At 66.0% G+C, this 21,063-nt stretch carries 18 protein-coding genes; 9 read left to right on the forward strand and 9 right to left on the reverse strand.

The window, feature by feature from the left end:
* Nucleotides 1-1,068: 1,068 nt before the first annotated feature.
* Both XH90_RS28910 and XH90_RS28915 read left to right on the forward strand, forming a co-directional pair.
* Entirely contained in the window at nt 1,069-2,217 is a 1,149-nt protein-coding gene (locus tag XH90_RS28910; RefSeq protein ID WP_194477672.1) for a ring-opening amidohydrolase, read from the forward strand.
* Between the two features lie 112 nt (nt 2,218-2,329).
* Complete coding sequence (locus XH90_RS28915) at nt 2,330-3,799, forward strand: amidase (protein WP_194477673.1); 1,470 nt, start codon at nt 2,330-2,332, stop codon at nt 3,797-3,799.
* Between the two features lie 85 nt (nt 3,800-3,884).
* Here the strand turns inward: XH90_RS28915 and XH90_RS28920 are convergent, their stop codons facing one another.
* Entirely contained in the window at nt 3,885-4,202 is a 318-nt protein-coding gene (locus XH90_RS28920; RefSeq protein WP_194477674.1) for a hypothetical protein, read from the reverse strand.
* Nucleotides 4,203-4,345: 143 nt separating this feature from the next.
* Between XH90_RS28920 and XH90_RS28925 the strand changes: the two genes are divergently transcribed.
* Both XH90_RS28925 and XH90_RS28930 read left to right on the forward strand, forming a co-directional pair.
* The gene (locus XH90_RS28925; RefSeq protein WP_194477675.1) at nt 4,346-5,254 is read left to right on the forward strand and encodes a PaaI family thioesterase; all 909 of its coding nucleotides are present in this window, start codon (nt 4,346-4,348) and stop codon (nt 5,252-5,254) included.
* Between the two features lie 93 nt (nt 5,255-5,347).
* On the forward strand, nt 5,348-5,713 hold the full coding sequence (locus tag XH90_RS28930; protein WP_194477676.1) for a hypothetical protein: 366 nt from the start codon (nt 5,348-5,350) through the stop codon (nt 5,711-5,713).
* 119 nt (nt 5,714-5,832) lie between these two features.
* Here the strand turns inward: XH90_RS28930 and XH90_RS28935 are convergent, their stop codons facing one another.
* Together XH90_RS28935 and XH90_RS28940 are read right to left on the reverse strand one after the other, a co-directional pair.
* A complete protein-coding gene (locus XH90_RS28935) occupies nt 5,833-6,465 on the reverse strand; it encodes a 2-dehydro-3-deoxy-6-phosphogalactonate aldolase (RefSeq protein ID WP_194477677.1) in 633 nt (210 codons plus the stop codon).
* Between the two features lie 13 nt (nt 6,466-6,478).
* Complete coding sequence (locus XH90_RS28940; RefSeq protein ID WP_194477678.1) at nt 6,479-7,393, reverse strand: 2-dehydro-3-deoxygalactonokinase; 915 nt, start codon at nt 7,391-7,393, stop codon at nt 6,479-6,481.
* 219 nt (nt 7,394-7,612) lie between these two features.
* On the opposite strand from XH90_RS28940, the gene XH90_RS28945 reads away from it, so the two are divergent.
* Complete coding sequence (locus XH90_RS28945; RefSeq protein WP_194477679.1) at nt 7,613-8,710, forward strand: LLM class flavin-dependent oxidoreductase; 1,098 nt, start codon at nt 7,613-7,615, stop codon at nt 8,708-8,710.
* Nucleotides 8,711-8,767: 57 nt separating this feature from the next.
* Nucleotides 8,768-9,322 (forward strand): flavin reductase family protein, encoded by a 555-nt coding sequence (locus XH90_RS28950; RefSeq protein WP_194477680.1) that lies wholly within the window; start codon nt 8,768-8,770, stop codon nt 9,320-9,322.
* Between the two features lie 56 nt (nt 9,323-9,378).
* Here XH90_RS28950 and XH90_RS28955 read toward each other — a convergent pair whose 3' ends face one another.
* From XH90_RS28955 to XH90_RS28975, 5 genes are all read right to left on the reverse strand, one after another.
* The gene (locus tag XH90_RS28955) at nt 9,379-11,229 is read right to left on the reverse strand and encodes a sigma-54-dependent Fis family transcriptional regulator (protein ID WP_194477681.1); all 1,851 of its coding nucleotides are present in this window, start codon (nt 11,227-11,229) and stop codon (nt 9,379-9,381) included.
* Between the two features lie 95 nt (nt 11,230-11,324).
* Nucleotides 11,325-14,630: a carboxyl transferase domain-containing protein gene (locus tag XH90_RS28960; protein WP_194477682.1), complete on the reverse strand. Its 3,306-nt coding sequence runs from the start codon at nt 14,628-14,630 to the stop codon at nt 11,325-11,327.
* 11 nt (nt 14,631-14,641) lie between these two features.
* Nucleotides 14,642-16,363: an AMP-binding protein gene (locus XH90_RS28965; RefSeq protein ID WP_194477683.1), complete on the reverse strand. Its 1,722-nt coding sequence runs from the start codon at nt 16,361-16,363 to the stop codon at nt 14,642-14,644.
* Nucleotides 16,364-16,502: 139 nt separating this feature from the next.
* On the reverse strand, nt 16,503-17,174 hold the full coding sequence (locus XH90_RS28970) for an aspartate/glutamate racemase family protein (protein WP_194477684.1): 672 nt from the start codon (nt 17,172-17,174) through the stop codon (nt 16,503-16,505).
* 12 nt (nt 17,175-17,186) lie between these two features.
* Nucleotides 17,187-18,869 carry a methyl-accepting chemotaxis protein gene (locus tag XH90_RS28975; protein WP_194477685.1) on the reverse strand — a complete coding sequence of 561 codons (1,683 nt, stop codon included), beginning with the start codon at nt 18,867-18,869 and terminating at the stop codon, nt 17,187-17,189.
* 283 nt (nt 18,870-19,152) lie between these two features.
* Between XH90_RS28975 and XH90_RS28980 the strand changes: the two genes are divergently transcribed.
* The 3 genes from XH90_RS28980 (at nt 19,153) to XH90_RS28990 (ending at nt 20,097) form a co-directional block, all read left to right on the forward strand.
* Nucleotides 19,153-19,362, forward strand: a complete 210-nt coding sequence (locus XH90_RS28980; RefSeq protein ID WP_194477686.1) for a hypothetical protein — start codon at nt 19,153-19,155, stop codon at nt 19,360-19,362.
* Between the two features lie 11 nt (nt 19,363-19,373).
* Entirely contained in the window at nt 19,374-19,775 is a 402-nt protein-coding gene (locus XH90_RS28985; RefSeq protein WP_246755613.1) for a hypothetical protein, read from the forward strand.
* A gap of 76 nt (nt 19,776-19,851) precedes the next feature.
* Entirely contained in the window at nt 19,852-20,097 is a 246-nt protein-coding gene (locus XH90_RS28990) for a hypothetical protein (protein ID WP_246755614.1), read from the forward strand.
* Between the two features lie 30 nt (nt 20,098-20,127).
* On the opposite strand, the gene XH90_RS28995 is transcribed toward XH90_RS28990, so the two are convergent.
* Nucleotides 20,128-21,063, reverse strand: a complete 936-nt coding sequence (locus XH90_RS28995; RefSeq protein ID WP_194477687.1) for a GTP-binding protein — start codon at nt 21,061-21,063, stop codon at nt 20,128-20,130.

Below are 21,063 nucleotides of genomic sequence, written 5' to 3' on the forward strand. Positions count from 1 at the left end.
ACGCAAACCGAAATCCGGCCGCGGGACGCCGCTTATGAACCAACCGAGGTTGATTCATCAAGATGCGGCGCACAACCGTCGACAGAGGATTTTTTTGTCGAGCCGATGCGATCTCGCCACAATCGTGGGGATGTCGCGGGGGCTCGTGTCCCGGACGCGCTGCGACGCGCAAGCGTTGCGGCGCAGAGCCAGGCCCCAGAAAGTGGCGCGGCATGCGGCGAGATGGGCCCCGGCACAGCAGCGCATTACTTTGTGCTGCGCAGCGTCCACGGCACGAGGCACCCTTGGATTATTCATCTCCGCAACTTCGTTCAGCAGACACAGCTTCGCCTCCTCGCGGCGCAATCCGCCCGAGTTTTGCTGTTCGCGTCACGCCCTCAAAACAAAGGGCGCAGGGAAGGCCGGGTGCCGGCCGGCACCCACGGTCCGCTGTGCGCATGTAGCGCAAAAAGAACTGCACAGCGGCATACAGGTGTGGCCGAACACACGGCCTTCCCTGCGCGATGGTTGGACGGCTTATGCCGTGCTCTCCCGGGAGCCGAATTCCTTCTGGCCTCCCTCGCCCGACGGAAGTCACCGGCACCGCGCCGGTTGGCGCGATGCCGCATCCGCAAGGCTTGACCGTAGCGACGACGGCCGGGACCACACGGTTTTGCCGTACGCAAGCGACCCTGCTTCGCCAAGAGGCTTCGCAAGACATCGAGCGCCGTTCGTACAACGCGGCTTGCAAGACGCTCACGGGGTTCGGCTCAATCCATCGCCCCACCCTGCGGCCCGCATCCGCGACGGCGCTGCCCGCGTCCACCGCGACCCGATCCGCGGCTCGTGACGACGTACGACCGCCCCTTTTCGCCGGATCAGGATGGGCGACACATACGACAAAACCGAATTTCGGTAAAGCGGAATATTTTTGAAGCGCGGGATTGACAGGCAGGCGAAACAGGGACGTGGCCGTGCAACAGGTTCAGTGTCGTCCTGGCTCTCGCCAGGACGACATCGGGGATTGACATCCACCCCGCTTCCACGGCTGTTGGACTTGCCGGGCCATCGAATTCCACAGGACTATCCATGCGCACAACATCGGTCGGCGTCTTCAAGATCGCCACCAGAGGCCCCGGCGACGTTTCCGGCCTCCTGGGCCTGATCGCCTCTCGCGCGATCGATCCGGCCTCCATCCTGGCGATCCTCGGCAAGACCGAGGGCAATGGCGGCGTCAACGATTTCACCCGGGAATATGCCGTCGCCGCGCTGTGCACGGCGCTGGCGCCAAGGCTCGGCCTGACACCTGAAGAGGTCGAGCAGCGCATCGCCTTCGTGATGTCCGGCGGCACCGAGGGCGTGCTCAGCCCGCATATCACGGTGTTCACGCGCCAGCAGCTCGAGACGCCACCGGCAGGCATCTCCGGCAAGCGCCTGAGCATCGGCATGGCGCAGACGCGCGATTTCCTGCCCGAGGAGCTTGGCCGCTCGGCGCAGATCGCCGAGACCGCCAAGGCCGTGAAGGCCGCGATGGCGGATGCCGGCATCACCGACGCCGCTGACGTTCATTTCGTCCAGATCAAATGCCCGCTGCTGACCAGCGAGCGCGTCGAGGAAGCAAGCTCACGCGGCCACAAGGCGGTGACGATCAGCGCCTACAGCTCGATGGCCTATTCGCGCGGCGCCTCCGCGCTCGGCGTTGCTGTTGCGCTCGGCGAGGTCGCCGCCGACGCCAAGGACGAGGACGTGCTGCGGCGCTACGATCTGTTCTCGAAGGTGGCATCGACCTCCTCGGGGATCGAGCTGATGCACAACGTCGTCATCGTGCTCGGCAATTCGGAAAGCTCCGCGAGCGAATTCGAGATCGGGCACGCCGTGATGAACGACGCAATCGATGCCGCCGCGGTGATCGAGGCGCTGAGCAGCGTCGGACTTGGCGCACAGGGTCTTGGCGCACAGGGTCTTGGCGCGCAGGGTCTTGGCGCGCAGGCCAAAGCCGGCCGCGCGCTCGTCAACGTGCTCGCCAAGGCCGAGGCCTCGCCCGATGGCACCGTGCGCGGCTGCCGCCACACCATGCTCGAGGACACCGACATCAGTTCGACCCGCCACGCCCGCGCCGCGGTCGGCGGCTTGATCGCGGGTCTTGCCGGCACCGGCGCGGTCTATGTTTCAGGCGGCGCCGAACATCAGGGCCCGGCCGGCGGCGGTCCGGTTGCAGTGATCGCACGTCTGCCTTAATGGACGCCGCTACCTCTCCGCCCGGCGCAACCCTGCCCTTCGCGCCGGCTCAGTTGATTCACGCGGGCCCTTGCGAAAAAGGTGGCGCCGCATCCAAGGGGATTTGGACTTCATGACTTTGCCGATGAGCTGGAACGAATGGACGCAGCACGATGGCGTCGGACTTGCGGCACGGGTCCGCAAGGGCGAGCTGACGGCGAAGGAACTGGCACGTCAGGCCGCGGCTGCCGTCGCCAAGGTCAATCCGACGCTGTCGGGCGTGGTCGAGCTGTTCGACGACGTGATCGCCGACCCAGCCAAGGACGGCGCCAATCTCGCAGGCCCCTTCGCGGGCCTGCCCTTCCTGATGAAGGATCTCGGTCCGACCATGAAGGGCCGGCTCCAGGAGATGGGCTCGCTGTTGATGCGCGGCAATCGCGCCGCGGCCGACACGTTCCTCACAGGCAAATTCCGCCAGGCAGGACTCAATCTGATCGGACGTACCACGACGCCGGAATTCGGCGTGTGCAGTTCGGCCGACAATCCCGCCGTCTATGTCACCCGCAACCCCTGGAATACCGACTACACCACCTGCGGCTCGTCGGCGGGAAGTGCTGCGATGGTCGCCGCCGGCGTGGTGCCGATCGCGCACGCGACCGACGGCGGCGGCTCGATCCGCATTCCCGCCGGGGTCAACGGCAATATCGGATTGAAGGTCTCGCGCGGCGTGTTCTCGCTGGCGCCGCACATGTCCGACCTCACCGGCCTCGTCTCGATCCAGGGCTGCCAGTCACGCACGGTGCGCGACACCGCGGCTTTCGTCGATCATGCCCGCGGGCCGGCGCCCGGCGAGTTCATGCCGTTCTGGACCACGGCGCAGCCTTACAGCGAGATGATCAAGCGCGATCCATCGAAGCTGCGCATCGCGCTGTCGCACAGCTGGGGCGATTACACCGCAACGCCCGAGATCGCCGCCGAGCTGGAGAAGACCGGCCGCTTCCTCGAAGGCCTCAGCCACCAGGTCGACTATGCGTTGCCCGAGCTCGATTTCCGCGCCGCCTTCGCGGCGCAGACCACCTGCTACATCTCGAATTTTTCGGTCGTGATCTCCAACATGCTGGCCGCGCGCGGGCTGGAGCGGCCGCCGGAAGATCTGATCGAGCCGATGAACATCCGGATCTGGGAAGCCGGGCTTCACACCAGCTTCGCCGATCGGGCGAAGATGCAGGCCGTGTTCAACACGACCTCGCGCGGCTTCGGCAGCTTCTTCGAGCAGTGGGACGTGATCCTGACGCCGATCACCGCGCTGCCGACGCCGAAGGTCGGCACGAAGCAATATCTCACCATCTCCGACAATCCCGACGTGCTCGACTGGTTCGGCAATCTCTGGCGCTTCTTCGCCTTCACCCCGCTCGCCAATCTCTGCGGCATGCCGGCGATCTCGATGCCGATGGCGAGCCAGGATCACGGCCTGCCGCTCGGCATCCAGGCCATTGCCAAGCAGGCCAATGACGGCCTGCTGCTGCAACTCGCCGCCCAGATCGAACGCGCGCTGGACGGCAAGTGGAACGGCGGCAAGAAGCCGAAGGTGCATGCCGGCTGAAGTGTCGCGGCGGTGTCTCAGACCCTCATTGTGAGCAGCGCCGCCTCGCGGCGCGTGTCGAACCACGCAGGCCCGCCTGCGCGCCTCAGTTCTTCACCGCAGGGATCGCCTCCTCCGGCTGCTGCTGTCCGAGCTTGAGTATCGCCAGCGCCTTGTCGAGTGCTTCGCGCAAGGCGAGCGCCGCGGCCGGACTGCAGCGCAGATGCGCGGTCTGGACCACGTCGACCCTGACGGCGGCACCGATGGGCATCAAGAGGTTGGCGGCGAGCTCGATCTGGATCGCGCCATTGTGATGGCCGAAGCAGGACGCGCCGTCGAAATAGATGATCGGCGCCCGCTCCGAGCTCGAGACGGAAATGGTGACGGGCCCCTGGTTGGCGGCGGGTGTTTCGGGGTCAGCCATGGAATACTCCTCGCGGGCAGTGAAGCGCCCACCATCGTTGCTTCGGCCTGATCTGTCGAGGCCAAACCAGCCTTGCAAACCCGCCGTACGACGATGCATGCGGGGTTTTTGCGCGGCGGCCGACACTGGTCTAGAACATCGTCATGTCCAACCTGTCGACCACACGTCCGTTCGAGGAACTTGCCGAGGCCATCAAAGGCCGCCGTTCCGATTACGGCCATATCAGCGGGCTCCAGCTCGACCGGTTCGCACCGGGCGAGGCCTGGTCTAGCCTGCCCTACCGCCCCGTCTTCGTCGGCGACACCGAGACCGGCGTGCTGCATGGCGGCGTCGTGACCGCGATGCTGGACGAAAGCTGCGGCATGGCCGTACAGCTCGCGCTTGACGGCACCAGCGCGATCGCGACGCTCGATTTGCGCATCGACTACCAGAAGCCGGCGACGCCCGGGCTCGCCATCAAGGCGCATTCGATCTGCTACCGCACGACCCGCTCGATCGCCTTCGTGCGCTCCACGGCCTATCAGGAGTCGGAGGACGATCCGGTGGCGACCGCGACCGCCTGCTTCATGATCGCGGCCAATCGCACCAACATGCTCGCTGACCGCAGGATGGACTCGCGCAGCATTCCAACGCTGGAGGCGCCTGACGATCCGCACGGCCCGTTCGCCAACAGCCCGTTCGCGCGCGCCCTCGGCATTCGCGTCAATGACGACGGCACGCTGACGATGCCGTTCTCGCCAAAGATCATCGGCAATCCGATCCTGCCCGCGATCCATGGCGGCATGACCGGCGCCTTCCTCGAGACGACGGCTATCCTCGGCGTGCGGCGCGAGCTCGGGATCGCCACGCTGCCGAAGCCGATCGGCCTCACCGTCAACTACCTGCGCTCCGGCCGCGCGCTGGATACCATTGCCAATGTCTCGATCGTGAAACAGGGCCGGCGTATCGTCGCCTTCGAGGCACGCGCCTGGCAGGACGATCCGGACAAGCCGATCGCCTCCGCCTTCGGCCATTTCATGCTGCGCCCGACGCCGGGAAACGACGAGGAATAGGCGTATTTTGCTTGACGGCACGGGCTTGACGTCGAAGGCTCGACGCCGAAGGCTTGGAACTCACCATAGCCCATTCCCGCGAGAGGTATTCGGTTGCGGCATCCGATCGACATCATCGCCATGTTTGCCGCCATCTGGCTGTTGGTGTCGATGGTGCTCGACGCGCTGACACCGAAGGAGCTGACGGCGGTGTTGATCGCCATCGCGATCGGGCCTGCCGTAGTCATCACCGCCGTGTTCTACTATCTGCGCTGCCCGCGCACGGATTTCGCGGTGATGTTCGCGGCGCTCTGGTTGATCTCCGACATCGCCATCGCCTTCATCTCGCCGAACGGACTGCCGCACTGGCTGATCGCGCTCGGCTTCGTGCCCGCCGCACTCATCGGCACCGTGCTGCACTGGCAGCGCTTCCAGCGCCGCCACGAGCGCTTGCCCGTACCGTCGGCGAAGCGCAGCTAGCGCGATAGCAGATTGGTCCTGGCGAGATCGATCACCTCGTCGCCACGGCCGCTCATCACGGAATTCGCATCGCGATCGCCAGCACGGGAACGCGGCGGCGCAGCGGCTCGGTTGCCACCTCAGTCTTTCACAATCGCCCGGTCATAGGCCTCGATCGTCGCCTTCGCGCGCGCCGCGACATCGCTGGCCGACATGCCGGGCTTGTAGAGGCTGGAGCCGAGCCCGAACGCGGTGACGCCGCCCTTGATGTACTCGGCAAAATTCTGATCGGAGACGCCGCCGACGGCGGCGATCATCACGCCGGCCGGCAGGATCGCGCGGATCGCGGCAATGCCGGACGCGCCCAACACGCTCGCCGGAAAGAACTTCAGGCCAGATGCGCCGGAGCGCGCCGCAAGCAGCGCTTCGGTCGGCGAGAACACGCCCGGCAGTGTCACCATCGCGTGCCGATGCGCGCGCGCCAGCACCTCGACATCGACATTCGGCGAGACCATCAGCCTGCCGCCGACGTCGTTGAGACGATCGACGTCCGCCGCGGTCAGCACGGTCCCGGCGCCGATCAGCACGCCCGAGGGCGCGAGCTTCGCCGCAAGGCCGATCGAGCGGAACGGATCCGGCGAGTTCAGCGGGATCTCGATCGCGGTCATGCCGGCTTCGATCAGCACGCCGACGATGGCCTCGGTCTCCTCCGGCTTGACGCCGCGCAGGATCGCGACGAGGGGGCGCTTCATCGACGGAAAGGGAACGCTCATCTCAAAAATCCTCTCACTTCGTCCAGATCGCCGCAGCCGCCATCGACAGGCCGCGACGCACCGCTTCGTCGGCATCGATCGGGCTCACGTCGACCTTCAGCGCATCGAAAGCCTGCCTATACAGAGCCGCAAGCCGACCCGACGCAATCAGCGTGATGCCAGTCTTGGGTACGCTGCCGGACAGGCCCGCCGCGAGCTCCGCACCGATCAACGTACCCGACAACGTCTCGCGCGCCGCAGCCGGCGTGCCGCCGAACAGCAGTTGGCGCGACCGCGCGGTGAACAGGAGATTGGCGGCGAAGGCCGGCGCCCCGAACGCGGCTTTCACGGCTGCCTTGAAGCTCGCGACATCCTCGGCCTCATCGGCGCCGGCGACCGCGAGCGACAGGATCGTCTCGCGCGAGACGACGCTGAACAGCTCGCCGGTCATGAAGGTCGAGAAATGCGTAACCGTGCCGTCCTTGACCCGCACCCATTTCGAATGGGTGCCGGGCATGCAGACCAGCGCCTCGCCCGCAGCGTCCAGGCCGAGCGCGCCGAGCAATTGCGTCTCCTCGCCACGCATCACGTCCGGCGCTTTTGAGTCGCGCTGCGCGATGCCGGGGAGGATGCGGATGTCGCGTGCCTCGCCCGACACGCGGGCGGCCTGCTTCAGGACCGCCGACAACGGCGCCGGCGTGTCGACATAGCCGGCCTCGACCCAGCCGGTCTTGGCCCCGGCCATACCGCAGACCAGAACCGGCAGATGATCGGGCGCTTGAACCGCGGCAAGGTGGGATTGCAGCACGCCGCGGAAGCCGGCCTTCGCCGCCGCCAGCATGCCCTCGTCGCTGCGACGCTCGGCCAGCACGTGGCCGGTGCGATCGACCAGCCAGAGCCGAAAGCTGCTGGTGCCCCAGTCCACCGCGACAAAAGCGGGATCGGTCATGTCGAAGCGTATCCTCGTCTCACGGCCAAGACGCCGTCTCGCGACAATGAGACGAAGCGCCAGCAAATCCGCCCCGGGATATCGGCAATTGCCGCCCCGAACCAGCGTTTTCTCGCGGGGTCCGGGCGCAAGGCGCGCTGGCACACGGCTTGCTGAAGCTGTTCCTGTTCACGTCCCCGAACGCGCAGCAAGACGCGTCAACATCAGATGAGGAAACCCATGGAGATCGGCTATTTCACGATGCCTTCGCATCCGCCGGAGTGCGGCCTGAAGGAAGGACACGACTGGGACCTTCAGGTCCTGCGCTGGCTCGACGAGCTCGGCTATCAGGAAGCCTGGATCGGTGAGCACCACACGGCGCCCTGGGAACCCAATCCCACGCCGGACCTGCTGATCGCGCAGGCCCTGATGCAGACCAAGCGTTTGCGCATCGGACCGGGCGGCTTCCTGCTGCCCTATCATCACCCCGCCGAGCTCGCCAACCGCGTCGCGATGCTGGACCATCTCTCCGAGGGCCGGCTCAACTTCGGCGTCGCGGCCTCGGGCTTGCCGAGCGACTGGGCGATGTTCAACGTCGACGGCATGAGCGGCCAGAACCGCGACATGACGCGCGAGGCGCTGGAGATCATCCTGAAGCTTTGGTCCGATCCGGCGCCCTTCACCTACAAGGGCAAGTTCTGGACGGTGACCAAGCCGGACACGATGTTCGACTTCCTCAAGCCACACATCAAGCCGCTCCAGGCGCCGCATCCGCCGATCGGCGTTGCCGGGCTCTCGAAGAACTCGGACACGCTGAAGCTCGCGGGCGAGCGCGGCTTCATCCCGATGAGCCTCAACCTCAACCCGGCCTATGTCGGCAGCCATTGGGACTCGGTCGAGATCGGCGCCGCCAAGACCGGGCGCAAGCCGAACCGCGCGGACTGGCGGCTGGTGCGCGAGGTCTTCGTCGCCGACACTGAGGAAGAGGCCTGGAAGCTCTCGACCGGCGACATGATGGGCCGGATGATGAGCGAATACTTCCTGCCGCTGCTCGGCCATTTCGGCTTCAAGGACTATCTGAAGCATGCCCCTGACGTGCCCGACAGCGACGTGACGGTCGAATATTGCGCCAAGCGGAACTGGATCGTCGGCTCGCCAACGACGGTCGCCGAGAAGATCGAGAAGATCTACGACGAGGTCGGCGGCTTCGGCGTACTCTGCGTGTTCGGCTTCGATTACAAGCACAAGCCGGAGGCCTGGCACCACTCGCTCGCGCTGCTCAAGAACGAGGTGATGCCGCGGCTGAAGCATCTCGGCTCCGCGAAGAAGGCGGCTTGACCTGATACGGGTGCGGCGCGAACCTGCCGCACCCGCCACTGTTTTGGAGATGTCCGCGTGAGCGTCGACGCAAAGGATTTCAAGCAGGCGATGCGCCAATGCGCCGGCGCGGTCGCGCTGGTCACTGTCGGCGCCGAGCACGGCAAGCGCACCGGGTTGACGGTGACGTCGGCCTGCTCGCTGTCGGACAATCCACCGTCGCTGATCGTCTGCGTCAACCGCAACGCCAGCGCCCACGCCCGCATCCGCGAGGAAGGCGCCTTCGCGATCAACTTCCTGCACGAGGATCACGCCCTGCTGGCGCTGACCTTCAGCGGCCAGAAGGGCGTCAACGGCGACGACCGCTTTGCCTTCGGCCAGTGGACGCGCGGGGTCACCGGCGCGCCCGTGCTGACGGATGCGGTCGCCGCATTCGATTGCGTGCTGGCGCAGGAGTTCGAAACCAAGACGCACTCGATCTTCGTCGGCGAAGTCCGCGGCGCGACGCATTCGGCGACCACCGCACCACTGGTGTACCTGCGCAGCAGCTTCCACACGCCGCAGGAAATCCGCGAGACCGTTTCAGTCGGCGATCTCGATTCGCGGCATTTGAGCTGGACTGATTTTTCGTAGGAGGCATCGGCGGTGACTTTCCTTCTCCCCTTGTGGGAGAAGGGAAGAGACAGGCGCTACTGCGCGGTCTCGATCTTCAATTGCTTGATCTTCCGATACAGCGTCGCGCGGCTGAGCTTCAGTGCGCGGGCGGCTTCGGTGACGCGGCCGCCGTGCTTGCGCAGAGCTTCCACGATCGTCGCGCGTTCGGCTGCTTCGAGATCGGTCTCCGTCGCTCTCCCGCCGAATGGCGGCAGGTCGAGATCGGCGTCCATGATCACGCCATCCTCCGCCGTGCAGCCGGCAAGCCGCAGCACGTGGCGGAGCTGGCGCATATTGCCGGGGTAGGGATAGGTCGAGAGCAGCGCCCAGGCCTCCTCCGACAGGCGGCAGTTCGGCGCCTCCTCGCGCGCGATCTGGGCGATGATGTCATCGCGGTCCGCGCGCTCGCGCAAGGCGGGCAGCCGCACCTCCATGCCGCGCAGGCGGAAATAGAGGTCGGCACGAAATGCACCCTCCTCCGCCATGCGGCCGAGATCGCGGTGGGTGGCGCTGATCAGGCGGATGTCCACCGGCACGGGCTTGAGCGCACCGAGCGGCCAGACCTCGCGGTTCTCCAGCACGCGCAGCAGCCGCGTCTGCAGCGCGATCGGCATGTCGCCGATCTCGTCGAGGAACAGCGTGCCGCCGTCGGCCTGCACGATCAGCCCCTTCGAGCCGTCGCGACGTGCGCCGGTGAAGGCCCCGGCCTCGTAGCCGAACAGCTCGGCGTCAATCAGGCTCTCCGGCATCGCCGCGCAGTTCAGCGCGACGTAGTTGTTGCGGGCCCGGTTGCTGGCGGCGTGAATGGCACGCGCGAACACGTCCTTGCCGACGCCGGTCTCGCCATGCAGCAGCACCGGCAGATTATGATCGCCGATGCTCCGGAGGCGCTTCACGCTCTTGACCAGGCCGGGATCGCGGCCGGCAAGCCGGTGCAGCGCGTCGAAACGATCGAGCGGCGCATCGCGGCGCGGTGTAGCGGATCTCGCGCGCTGTGGCGGAACGACATGGCTCTGCCCCAGCGGACGGCCATCGGCGCGGCGTAGCTCGACGATCTCGTCCGCGTTGCGCGCATGGTCGAGCTTGACGTAGCGCGACAGATCGATGCCGGAGGCGATCAGGCCGTCGGTGAGCCCGAGCAAGGCGCGCGCCGCGCGGCAGGCACCGACGATGCGGCGGTCGTCGTCATAGGCGAGCAGCCCGCTGCCGCCATCGCCCGGCACGGTCGCAATCCAGGCGTTGCGGAAATGATCGCGGAAGATCGCCCCCTCCATCCGCCGCGTCGCCTCCATCGTCACCGCAAGCGCGAGCTGATGCGCGGCCCGCTCGAGATCTTCGCGGCAGGACGTGATGTTGACGGCGCCGGCGAGGCGCCCTGACTGGTCGAACAGCGGCGCCACGGCGCAGGAGAACATGTGCCACTGCGCGCGAAAATGCTCGTCGCGGTGGACCAGGATCGGCTTCTGCTCGGCAAGGCAGGTACCGAGCCCATTGGTGCCCTCGAACGTCTCCGCGAAATTCGAACCGGTGTAGATCTTCCAGTCCATGAACATCCGCGCGTCGGCCTCTCCAGGCAGACGGCTGAACAGCATGGTCGCGTTCGCGTCGGCCAGATTGACGCAATAGCCGGCGTCGCGCAGCACACGGGCGAGATCGTCGAGTTCGGGCGTCAGAAGCCGGATGGTCTCTTCCAAGGGCTCGGCGACGTGACGGACCTCGGCCTCGGTCAGCGTCTGCGGCGGGCCCTGACGGGCGGGATCGAGCTTGTGGCTGATCAGGCAACGCCGCCAGGAGTTCTCGATGCGCGACGAGGCGTCGACGTCGGCCACATGATTGGCGACGGACAAGACACGGGCGACATGGTTCGAGGCCGAAAGGCTGGCCACCGCGGACGTCTCCACCCTGTATTATGATGCAAAGTCTGGCACCACAGGCGGGGATGTCAATCGGGAACCGGGTCGCGGCTATTGCTGCACCGCCCTCACCACGTGTCGATACACGGCCGCTTCTTCTCGGTCCGCGTCGGCGGCTTCGGCACAGTCCGGAGGCCCGCCATGATCCAGCGCCGCGTCTCCGCGGGATCGATCACGTTGTCGATCTCGAACACCGAGGCGATCGAGACCGCCTTGCCGTTGGCATAGAGCTCGGCGACCTTATTGCGGTAATAGGTCTCGCGTTCCTCGGGATCAGCGATCGCCTCCATCTCCTTGCGGAAACCGAGCCGGACGTAGCCTTCCAGGCCCATGCCGCCGAACTCGCCGGTCGGCCAGGCTGCGGTGAAGAACGAGGCGTGGAAACCGCCGCCGATCATGGATTGTGCGCCGAGGCCATAGCCCTTGCGCAGCACGATGCCGAACAGCGGCACGGTGAGGCTCGCGCCTGTCACGAACATGCGCGAGACATGACGTACGATCGCGGTTTTCTCGGCTTCCGGGCCGACCATGAAGCCAGGCGTATCGCAGAGCGAGACAACAGGCAGGTCGAAGGCATCGCAAAGCTGGAGGAAGCGCGCGGCCTTGTCGCCGGCATCGGCGTCGATGGCGCCGCCGAGATGGCGCGGATTGTTGGCGATCAGGCCGAACGGCTTGCCCTCGATCCGGATCAGCGCGGTGATCATGCCGACACCGTAGTCGCGGCGCAGCTCCAGCACCGAATCTTTGTCGGCGACGAGATCGATCACGCTGCGGATGTCGTAAACGCGCAGGCGGTTCTCGGGGATGGCGCGGCGAAGCAGGCGCTGGTCTGCCGCTTCCCAGTTCGTCACCGCGCCCTGGAAATAGGACAGATATTTTTGCGCGACCGATGTCGCCTCCTCCTCGTCCTCGACAAGGATGTCGATGACGCCGTTCGGCGACTGGAACGAGACGGGGCCGACCTCGGCCGGGTGATAGACGCCGAGGCCACCGCCTTCGATCATGGCGGGACCGCCCATGCCGATCGAGGCGTTCCTCGTGGCGATGATGACATCGCAGCAGCCGAGCATCGCGGCATTGCCGGCGAAGCAATAGCCGGAGACGACGCCGATCACGGGCACGAGGCCGGAGAGCCTTGCAAACTGCACGAAGGACGGGCCGTCCAGGCCGGTCATGCCGAGCCGGTCGGTGTCGCCGGGCCGGCCGCCGCCGCCCTCGGCGTAAAACACCAGCGGCACCCGCCAGTCTTCCGCCAAGGTCAGCATGCGGTCGATCTTCTTGTGGTTCATGTGGCCCTGCGTGCCCGCCAGCACGGTGTAGTCATAGGCCACGACGATGCAGCGCGCGGCGTCTCCGCCGAACTTTTCGGCGTTGACGGTGGCAACACCCATCACGAGGCCATCGGCCGGCGTATTCTTGATGAGGTCGTCAAGCTTGCGCCGGCGCCGCTGCGCGGCGATGGCGAGGCTGCCGTACTCCATGAACGAGCCGTCGTCGACGAGCTGCGCGACATTCTCGCGCGCGGTACGCTGGTTGGTGTTGCGGCGGCGCTCGACCGAAGCGGGGCGGTTCGCATCGAGCGTGTTGGCCTGGCGCGCGATCAGTTCGGCAAGATCCGGGCGGATGTGGTCGAGATCGATGTCGGCTTCGGCCGCCGCGCTGTCAGCGGCAACATCGAGCGGCTCGAGATAGAGGATCGGCTCGCCATGCAGCAGTGTGACGCCATCGCCGGCCATGAGCCTCATGACGCGGCCGCCCTGCTCGGCCATCACGAGGTGCTCCATCTTCATGGACTCGATGACGGCGAGTTGCTGGCCCGGACGAACAATCTCGCCCTCCTTCACCTGGATGGTGACGATGGTCCCTTGCAAGGGCGCGGCTACCATCACCGCGCCCTCGGGGACGATCTGCGCGACGTGCGCCTCAGCGGCATGCGTGCCGCTTCGCTCGGCCGCGGCAAAGTACAGCGGCTTGGCCGCGCCATCGGCCGCTTCGACGAGCTTTGCGATGTTGCGGTCGATGAAGTCGGTCGCGATCCGATTGGTCCTGAAATCGGGATGCGCCAGCACGGCCTGGAGGAAGGCGATGTTGGTGACGACGCCGTCGATCCGGAACTCACGCAGGGCGCGCGATGCTTTCGCCACGACATCATGCCAGGCTTCACCCGGCGTGTGCACAATGACCTTGGCGAGCAGGGAGTCGAAGGCCGCGCTGGTCTTGTAGCCGGCGTAACCAAAACTATCGACACGGACGCCGGGGCCGGACGGCGGCTCGAACACGGCGAGCACGCCGCCGGTCGGATGCGTCGCGCCCGTCTCGTCCAGCGTCTCCATGTTGACGCGGAGCTGCATCGCATAGCCACGCGGCTTCGGGATCGAGCCCTGCGTCAGGCCGAGCGAGGCCAGCGATGCGCCCGCGGCAATCGCAAACTGGGCGCGAACGAGGTCCAGGCCGAGCACTTCTTCCGTCACGGTGTGCTCGACCTGGAGCCGTGGATTGGCCTCGATGAAGGCAAAGCTGTCCTCGGCGGTGCCGTCGACCAGGAATTCGAACGTGCCGAGATTGTCGTAAGACGCCGCCGTCGCAAGCTGCTTTGCCGACTCGATGATGCGGCCGCGCAAGGTCTCGCTCAGCGACGGGCTCGGCGCCACCTCGATCAGCTTCTGATGCCGGCGCTGGATAGTGCATTCGCGCTCCCAGAGATGAGAGATTGCACCGTGGCGGTCGCCGATGATCTGCACCTCGATGTGACGCGCCTGCCGGATCAACCGCTCGGCATAGACGCCGTCGAAGCCGAACGCCGCCCTGGCCTCGGACTGGCAGCGCGCATAGGCTTCAGCGAGATCGGCCGAGTTCTCGACGACACGCATGCCGCGACCGCCGCCGCCGGCCATCGCCTTGATCACGATCGCCGCATTGGCTCCAAGCGAGGTGAAAAACGCGGAGATCTCGTCGAGCGACGACGGACCACTGGTGCCGGCGATCACAGGCACGCCGCAGCGCTTTGCCAGTTGCCGTGCGGCAACCTTGTCGCCGAACAGTTCCAGCGCGGCCGGCTTCGGCCCAACGAACACGATGCCTGCATCGGCACTGGCTTTTGCGAACGCCGCGTTCTCGCTGAGGAAGCCGTAGCCGGGATGCACGGCATCGCAGCCCGCACTCTTCGCCGCCTTCACTACAGCGTCGATGTCGAGATAAGCCCGCGCGCCGCGGCCGGGGATCTCGACGGCCTCGTCGGCCACGCGCACATGCAGCGAGAGCGCATCGTCCGCGGGATGGATCGCGACCGTCGCGATGCCGGCGTCGGCCGCGGCGCGCGCGATGCGGATGGCGATCTCGCCGCGATTGGCGATCAGGAGCTTTTTGAACGACATCGGTCTCTCACTCAGACTGAGGCAGGCTGGTTCGGGTTGAGGTCCTGCTTCTTCACCTTGCCCGTGGCCGTCAGCGGCAGGGCTTCGATGATGCGGACTTCCGGGACCTTGTAGACGGCCATGCGCTCGGCACACCAGGCGCGGAGATCTTCCGCCGAAATGGTACCGACCGCCTCCGGTTTGAGCTGGATATAGGCCACCGGCACCTGCCCCTTGTCGGGATCGTCGCGTCCGACGACGCCCGAACCCAGCACTTTCGGATGCTGGCCGAGCAGCGCCTCGATCTCCGGCGGAAACACGCTCATGCCCTTGACCTTCAGCATCTCCTTGCGACGGCCGAGGAAATGCAGGAAGCCGTCCCTGTCGATGGTGCCGATGTCGCCGGTACGGAGCCAGCCGTCGATCAGCGACTCCGTGGTCGCCTCAGGCTTGTTCCAGTAGCTCTTGAGCAGCGATGGCGTTCGCACGCGGATTTCGCCTTCCGCGCCGAGCGGCAACAGCGCGCCGGTCTCGAAATCGGTGATCTTGAACTCGGCGCCGGGGACCGGCAGGCCGACGAAGATCGGCTGGTTGTTGAGATCGAAATCGTCCTCCTGGAAGCCTGCCGTGAACGTGTTGGAGGTGTGGGTCTCCGTCATGCCCCAGGCCGCTTCCATCAGGATCGTACCGGTGAGGTCCTTCCAGCGCTTGCGATAGTCGGCGTTGAGCTTCTTGACGAAGGAGACGACGCGGACCTGCTCGAGCGACGACAGGTCGAACTCGTTCCAGCGCGGATGGTCCATCAGCTCGACGGCGCCATCGACCGGCATCGCGGTGATCGTGACCTTGTACTTGTCGATCGCCGCCATCGCGCCGACGGCGTCCCACCGCGCCAGCAGCACCAGCGTCCCGCCGGAGAACAGCGGGAAGATCAGGCCGAAATTCTCGCCGGCAATCCAGAACTCCGGAAAGAACGACAGGAAGACGCTGCTTTCGTCCGACAGCACCGAGATGCCGTAATTGGCCGCCGCCGTATAGACCATGTCGCGATGGGTGTGGACGCAGCCCTTGGGCATGCCGGTGGTACCGCCGGTGTAGTTGAGCGCGGCGACCTCATCGAGGGCGGGCGGCGGCAGCGGCGATGGTGCAGGCATTGCGGCAAGTGCTGGGAGCAGGTCAGTTGCTCCTGAAACCGCGATCCGCGGCGCTCGGATCGAGTCCGGCGTGGGAAACGCCGGCGTCGCCGGCACGACGTCGGCGAAGCTGGTGGCGATGATCTCGCGCAGGCTCACCTCACCTCGGACCTGCTCGACGACGGGGATGAGCTGATCCAATGCCACTATCACCTCGGCCTTGGTGTCGTTGAGTTCGTAGGACAGTTCGAACGCGCGCGACAGCGGGCTCACGGGAACGTGGACCGCACCGAGCTTCAATATGCCGAAGAACACGATGTGGAATTGCGGGCAGTTCGGCAGAAAGACGGCGACGCGATCGCCCTTCTGCACCCCCTTCGCCTGCAACAGCGCCGCAAAGCGGTCGCTCTGCTGATCGAGATCGGCATAGGTCGTGACGTGACCGTAGAAGATCACCGCAGGTCGCGTGGGACTTTGCCTCGCCCAGGCGCGAAGATATTCAGTCAGGGGAACTTCGCCATGCAGATAGTTCGGCGAACGCGGCATGCCCTTGGGCCAGGCCTTCTCCCACAAACCGTGCAAGGTGGCGAGGTAGTCCTTTTCATCGAGGCCTGCACTCATGACGTCTTTCCCGGATAACTTTTCCATACGTCGGCACGCGCGCGCCGACAATCGACATCGTTACAGGTCGAGCACGGCAAAGGTCATGTCAAGGAAAACAGTCTTCCGCATCACGGCCGATGCCGCGACGCGGAAAATGCTACGCCCTCACGAGGCGGATGATCCGCGCCACCGCGGAGGGGATCGGCGCGATGACAGGCACGGTGAACATCGACTGCAGCTCGCGAGCGACCTCACCCAGCGGGCCACCGCCGATGACGACGGCATCGGCTCCATCCTGCGCGATGCAGGCCTCGACTGCATCGGCAAGAGCCGAGCGGAGCCGCGACGGATCGCGCATCAAGACTTGCGGATCGCCCGCGGCGAAGCGGGCACCGGTGTAGCGGGACCGCAATTCCAGTGCGTCCGGCAGCGCGTCGATCTTCGCCTTCAGCTGCGGCGTCGTGGTCGCGACGCCAAAACGACGACCACCCTCGGCAGCCGCCAGCATCGCAGACTCTCCGATGCCGACCGCGGGCAGCGTCATCGCCGCCTTGATCCCCGCAAGGCCGGGATCGCCGAACGCGGAAACGATGATGCCTTCACAAGACATTTGATGCGCCAGCGCGATCTCCTCGACCTCGGCCGCGGCCGCATCCAGCGCGTCGGGTGTCACGATCATCTGGGGCGCACGCGTTGCCGTGGCGCCGATGATGTCGAAATCATCGGGGGCGGCAGACTTCGCGATGGCGACCATCATGGCGGTGGTCGCCTCATTGCTGTTCGGATTGATCAGGAGGATGCGCGCGCGGCGATCGGATGTCGGCCCCATCCCCCTGCTAACCTAGGCCGCCCGCACGCCGGCAACGAAGGCGCTGACCTCGTTCTCCAGCGATTGCAGCTTCTGGGTCAACCGTCCGCTCGACTGCAGCACGAGGCCGGCGGCCTGACCGGTCTCGGCTGTCGCGTCGGTGACGCCGGAAATGTTTTGCGAGACTTGGTCCGTGCCGGAGGCTGCTTCCCGCACGCTATGGGCAATCGCTTGCGTCGCGGCGCCCTGCTCTTCGACCGCGGCGGCGATCGACGAGGAGATCTCGTTGACCTCCATGATGGTCTTGCGAATGCTGTCGATGTTGCCGACGACCTGGTTGGTCTCGGCCTGGATCGCGGTGATCTGCGAACCGATCTCGTCGGTCGCCTTCGCGGTCTGGCTCGCCAGCGATTTCACCTCGCTCGCGACCACGGCAAAGCCCTTGCCGGCCTCGCCGGCGCGCGCCGCCTCGATCGTCGCATTGAGCGCGAGCAGATTGGTCTGTGAGGCGATCTGGTTGATGAGATCGATGACCTCGCCGATCTTGTGCGCCGCCGCGGCGAGCCCTTGTACGGTGTCGTTGGTGCGCTGGCCGTCGGCGGCCGCCTTGTCGGCGACCGTTGCCGCCTGTGCAACGCGCTGGCTGATCTCGGTGATCGAGGCCGACAGCTGCCCGGCGGCCGACGCCACGGTCTGCACATTGTTCGACGCCTGCTGGCAGGCGGTGGCGACGAAGCTCGCGCGGTCGGTCGCCTTGTCAGCGGTCTCCGACATGCCCTGGGCGGCCTGCTGCATCGCGCGCGCCTCGTTGAAGACGTCGCGAACCACGGCCTGGACACTCGCCTCGAACCTGCCGGCGAGATCCGCCATCGTCTTGCGCTTCTCGTCGTCGGTGCGCAGCTTCGTCTCCTGCTGCTCGGCATGCATCCGGCCCACGGCCGACGCGTTGTCCTTGAACACGGCCAGTGCCTTGGCGAGCCCGCCGACTTCGTCCCTGCGGTCGGTATAGGGCACCTCGAACGCACTGTCGCCGGAGGCGAGGCGTTCGGTCAGGTCCGTGATTTTCGCCAGCGGCCGCGTCACGCTGCGACCGATCGCGAAGGACGCGCCGAGCACGAGCACGAGCACCGCAAGACACACCAGGCCGAAGGTCATCGCATCCTGGCGGAAGACGGCGTCGACGTCGTCGAGATAGATGCCGGTGCCGATGATCCAGCCCCAGGGCGCAAAGCCCTTCACATAGGAGATCTTCCCGACCGGCTGCTCGAAGCCCGGCTTCGGCCAGAGGTAGCTGTAGAAGCCCGCGCCCTGTTTCTTGACGACATCGACGAAGCCGAGGAACAGCGCGTTGCCGGAGGGGTCCTTCATCCCGGCAAGATCCTTGCCGTCAAGCTCGGGCTTGATCGGGTGCATGACCATCCTGGGGGTCATGTCGTTGATCCAGAAATACTCGACCTTGTCGTAGCGAAGGCTCTTGATCTCCGCCATGGCGCCGGCCTGCGCCTGCTCGCGCGACAGCTTTCCGTCGCTCTCGAGCTTCTGGTAATGCGCGAGGATTCCATAGCCGACATCGACCATGTGTTGCGTCTTGGCCTGGCGGTCGGCGATCATCTGGCTGCGCAGTGTCGACAGCGCGATCGGCGCGAGTGCGATCATGCCGAGGAGGCTGATGCCGACAATGAGAACCAGCTTGAAACTGATGCGGGAGAAAATCATCGGTGCTCGCGAGATCTGGCGGGGCTGATATGCCAATTTATCGCGATCCTCTTAGCAAAGCTTTAAGCATTCGGGTTCCCGTTGCCCCGCAAAATCGCGCGGGCGAGGCCGCTGGCATCCGGCGACGGAGGGGTCGGCCGCATCCGGGATGAAGCTCTTTAGAACTGGAAGACCTCGATATCGTCGCTCCGAACGTTGACTTGCAGAGGACCCTGGCGGAACGATCGGCGCAGATCGTCAGCGCCGGACAGCGGCGTGAGCGCAGCCGGACGCGAGAGGCACAATGCATCAACCGACATCTTCGGGGTCTCCCGACCTCACCGTGCCGAGCGCCGTGCCTTCGCTGGAGGACATCATCGAGGTCTTTGCCTGCACGGCGCACACGGCCATCGAGGTTCATTGTCCCACCGGCCTGACGATACCGGAGAGTGGGCACATCGCGCAGACGATGGCGATGAAGAGCCGGTTTGTCGGAAGCCCCACATTGCATTGATGGGACCGTTCATGCAGGACACGCCGCGAAGCGTCGATGGCTGCGACGAGTTTTGCCGCGTCGCGCTGTCGCTGTTCCGGTTCATCGACGCTGCCTATGCGACCGGCGCCTCCGATTGCTGGGAAGCCGCCTATCGCTGCGCCGACGAAGCGCCCGGCATCTCCGACAGCCCGCTGCTGGTCGCCCGCGTTGCCGCGCTGGTCAGGATCCTGCGCAGCGGGCGTCCCTGCCATCTCTGCTTCATGCCGCCGTCATGCAGGCGGCTGTCGAAGGACGAGACGGAATTGATGCGCCTGCTGGCCGTCGCGCGACGCAGGGAGGCTGGGGAGCTCAAAACGGTCGTAGGCCAACTCGTCGGGATCGATCGGCAGGTTGCCGCCACGCGGGCAATCGCCGCGCTCGCAGTCTGCTGATGCTTTCGGGGTGTCCAGTCGCTCCCCTCCTGAGCATTGATCGCCGGAAGGGTCTGATGGGGTGTGGCTCGAATGGATGCGTGCCAAGCTGTTCGTCAACACGCAGGGCAATGTGACCGAACGCAAGATGGCGGTCGACGTCTCCGAGGAGCTTGCGCGCAAGGGCCAGGAGGTGCGCGAGATGACGCGTGATCTCGACATGCTGAAAATCGACGTCGACGTGATCGACACGATGATCCGGCTGCGCGGCACACACGCCGCACCCGCGACCCACGCGGAAGATGCGGCGGAGAAGCCGGCCGAAGAACCGGACGGGGAATGAGGCTGCAGCACGTCGAAGCTGCGTTTTCGCCTACGAATGGTCCTCGACCACGACACAAGTCTCCATGATCCCGTCGATCTCCGCCTTCGTCAGCACCCCGAGTTCGGCGATGAAGACGATCCGCGCGCGGGGCACGCCCGGTGCGGGTGCTTCGCCCGGCGCCAGCGTCGCGCGGCCTCCGGCGAGTTGGAACACCATCTGGCGGCCGGGCTGCTCGACCGTCTCGAACAGGCCCTTTGCGCGCGCCAATTTCGGCGCCAGCTTGCCGATCGCCTGCTGCAGGCGCGGCAGGGAGAGCGGCCGGTCGGAGGTCCAGCTCAACGTCTCGAAGCGCTCTTCCGACGGACGTTTCGGACCCGGCTCGCGCGGCGCGGGCGGGCGATCGCTCACGGGAAACAGCAGCGCTGATGGAATCTCGCCATGTTTGGCATCGACCACGACGGCAGGGACGCGCTGTGCGCGGATCGCCTCGCGCATCCGCAGGCCGGCGCCCTCGTCCGCCAGATCCAGCTTGCTCAACGCGACGATATCGGCGACGCGCAGTTGCGACCGCATCAACGCGTCATTCAGGGCAGAAGGCGGCGTCGCGGCGTCCATCACGCACAGCACCGTCTCCAGCGGCGCCTCGCGCAGGATGACGGGGTCCATCAGATTGCGGACGATGTCGGCGGGGTCGGCGACGCCGCTGGTCTCGATGACGATGTACTCCGGCCTGGGATCACGCCGCAGCAGCGTCGAGAGCGTGCGGAGCAGATCGCCTTCGAGCGAACAGCAGATGCAGCCATTGCTGAGGCTGACCACGCCGTCGCTCGCGCCAGCGATCAGCTCCGCATCGATGTTGATCGCGCCGAAATCGTTGACGATGGCGGCGATCCGCCGCCCGTCCGCGTTCGCCAGCAGGTGATTGACGACCGTGGTCTTGCCCGCCCCCAGGAAGCCCGTGACCAGGAGAACGGGGACCGGCAT

Origin of the sequence: Bradyrhizobium sp. CCBAU 53338, assembly GCF_015291665.1 — a bacterium.
Taxonomy (GTDB): Bacteria; Pseudomonadota; Alphaproteobacteria; order Rhizobiales; family Xanthobacteraceae; genus Bradyrhizobium.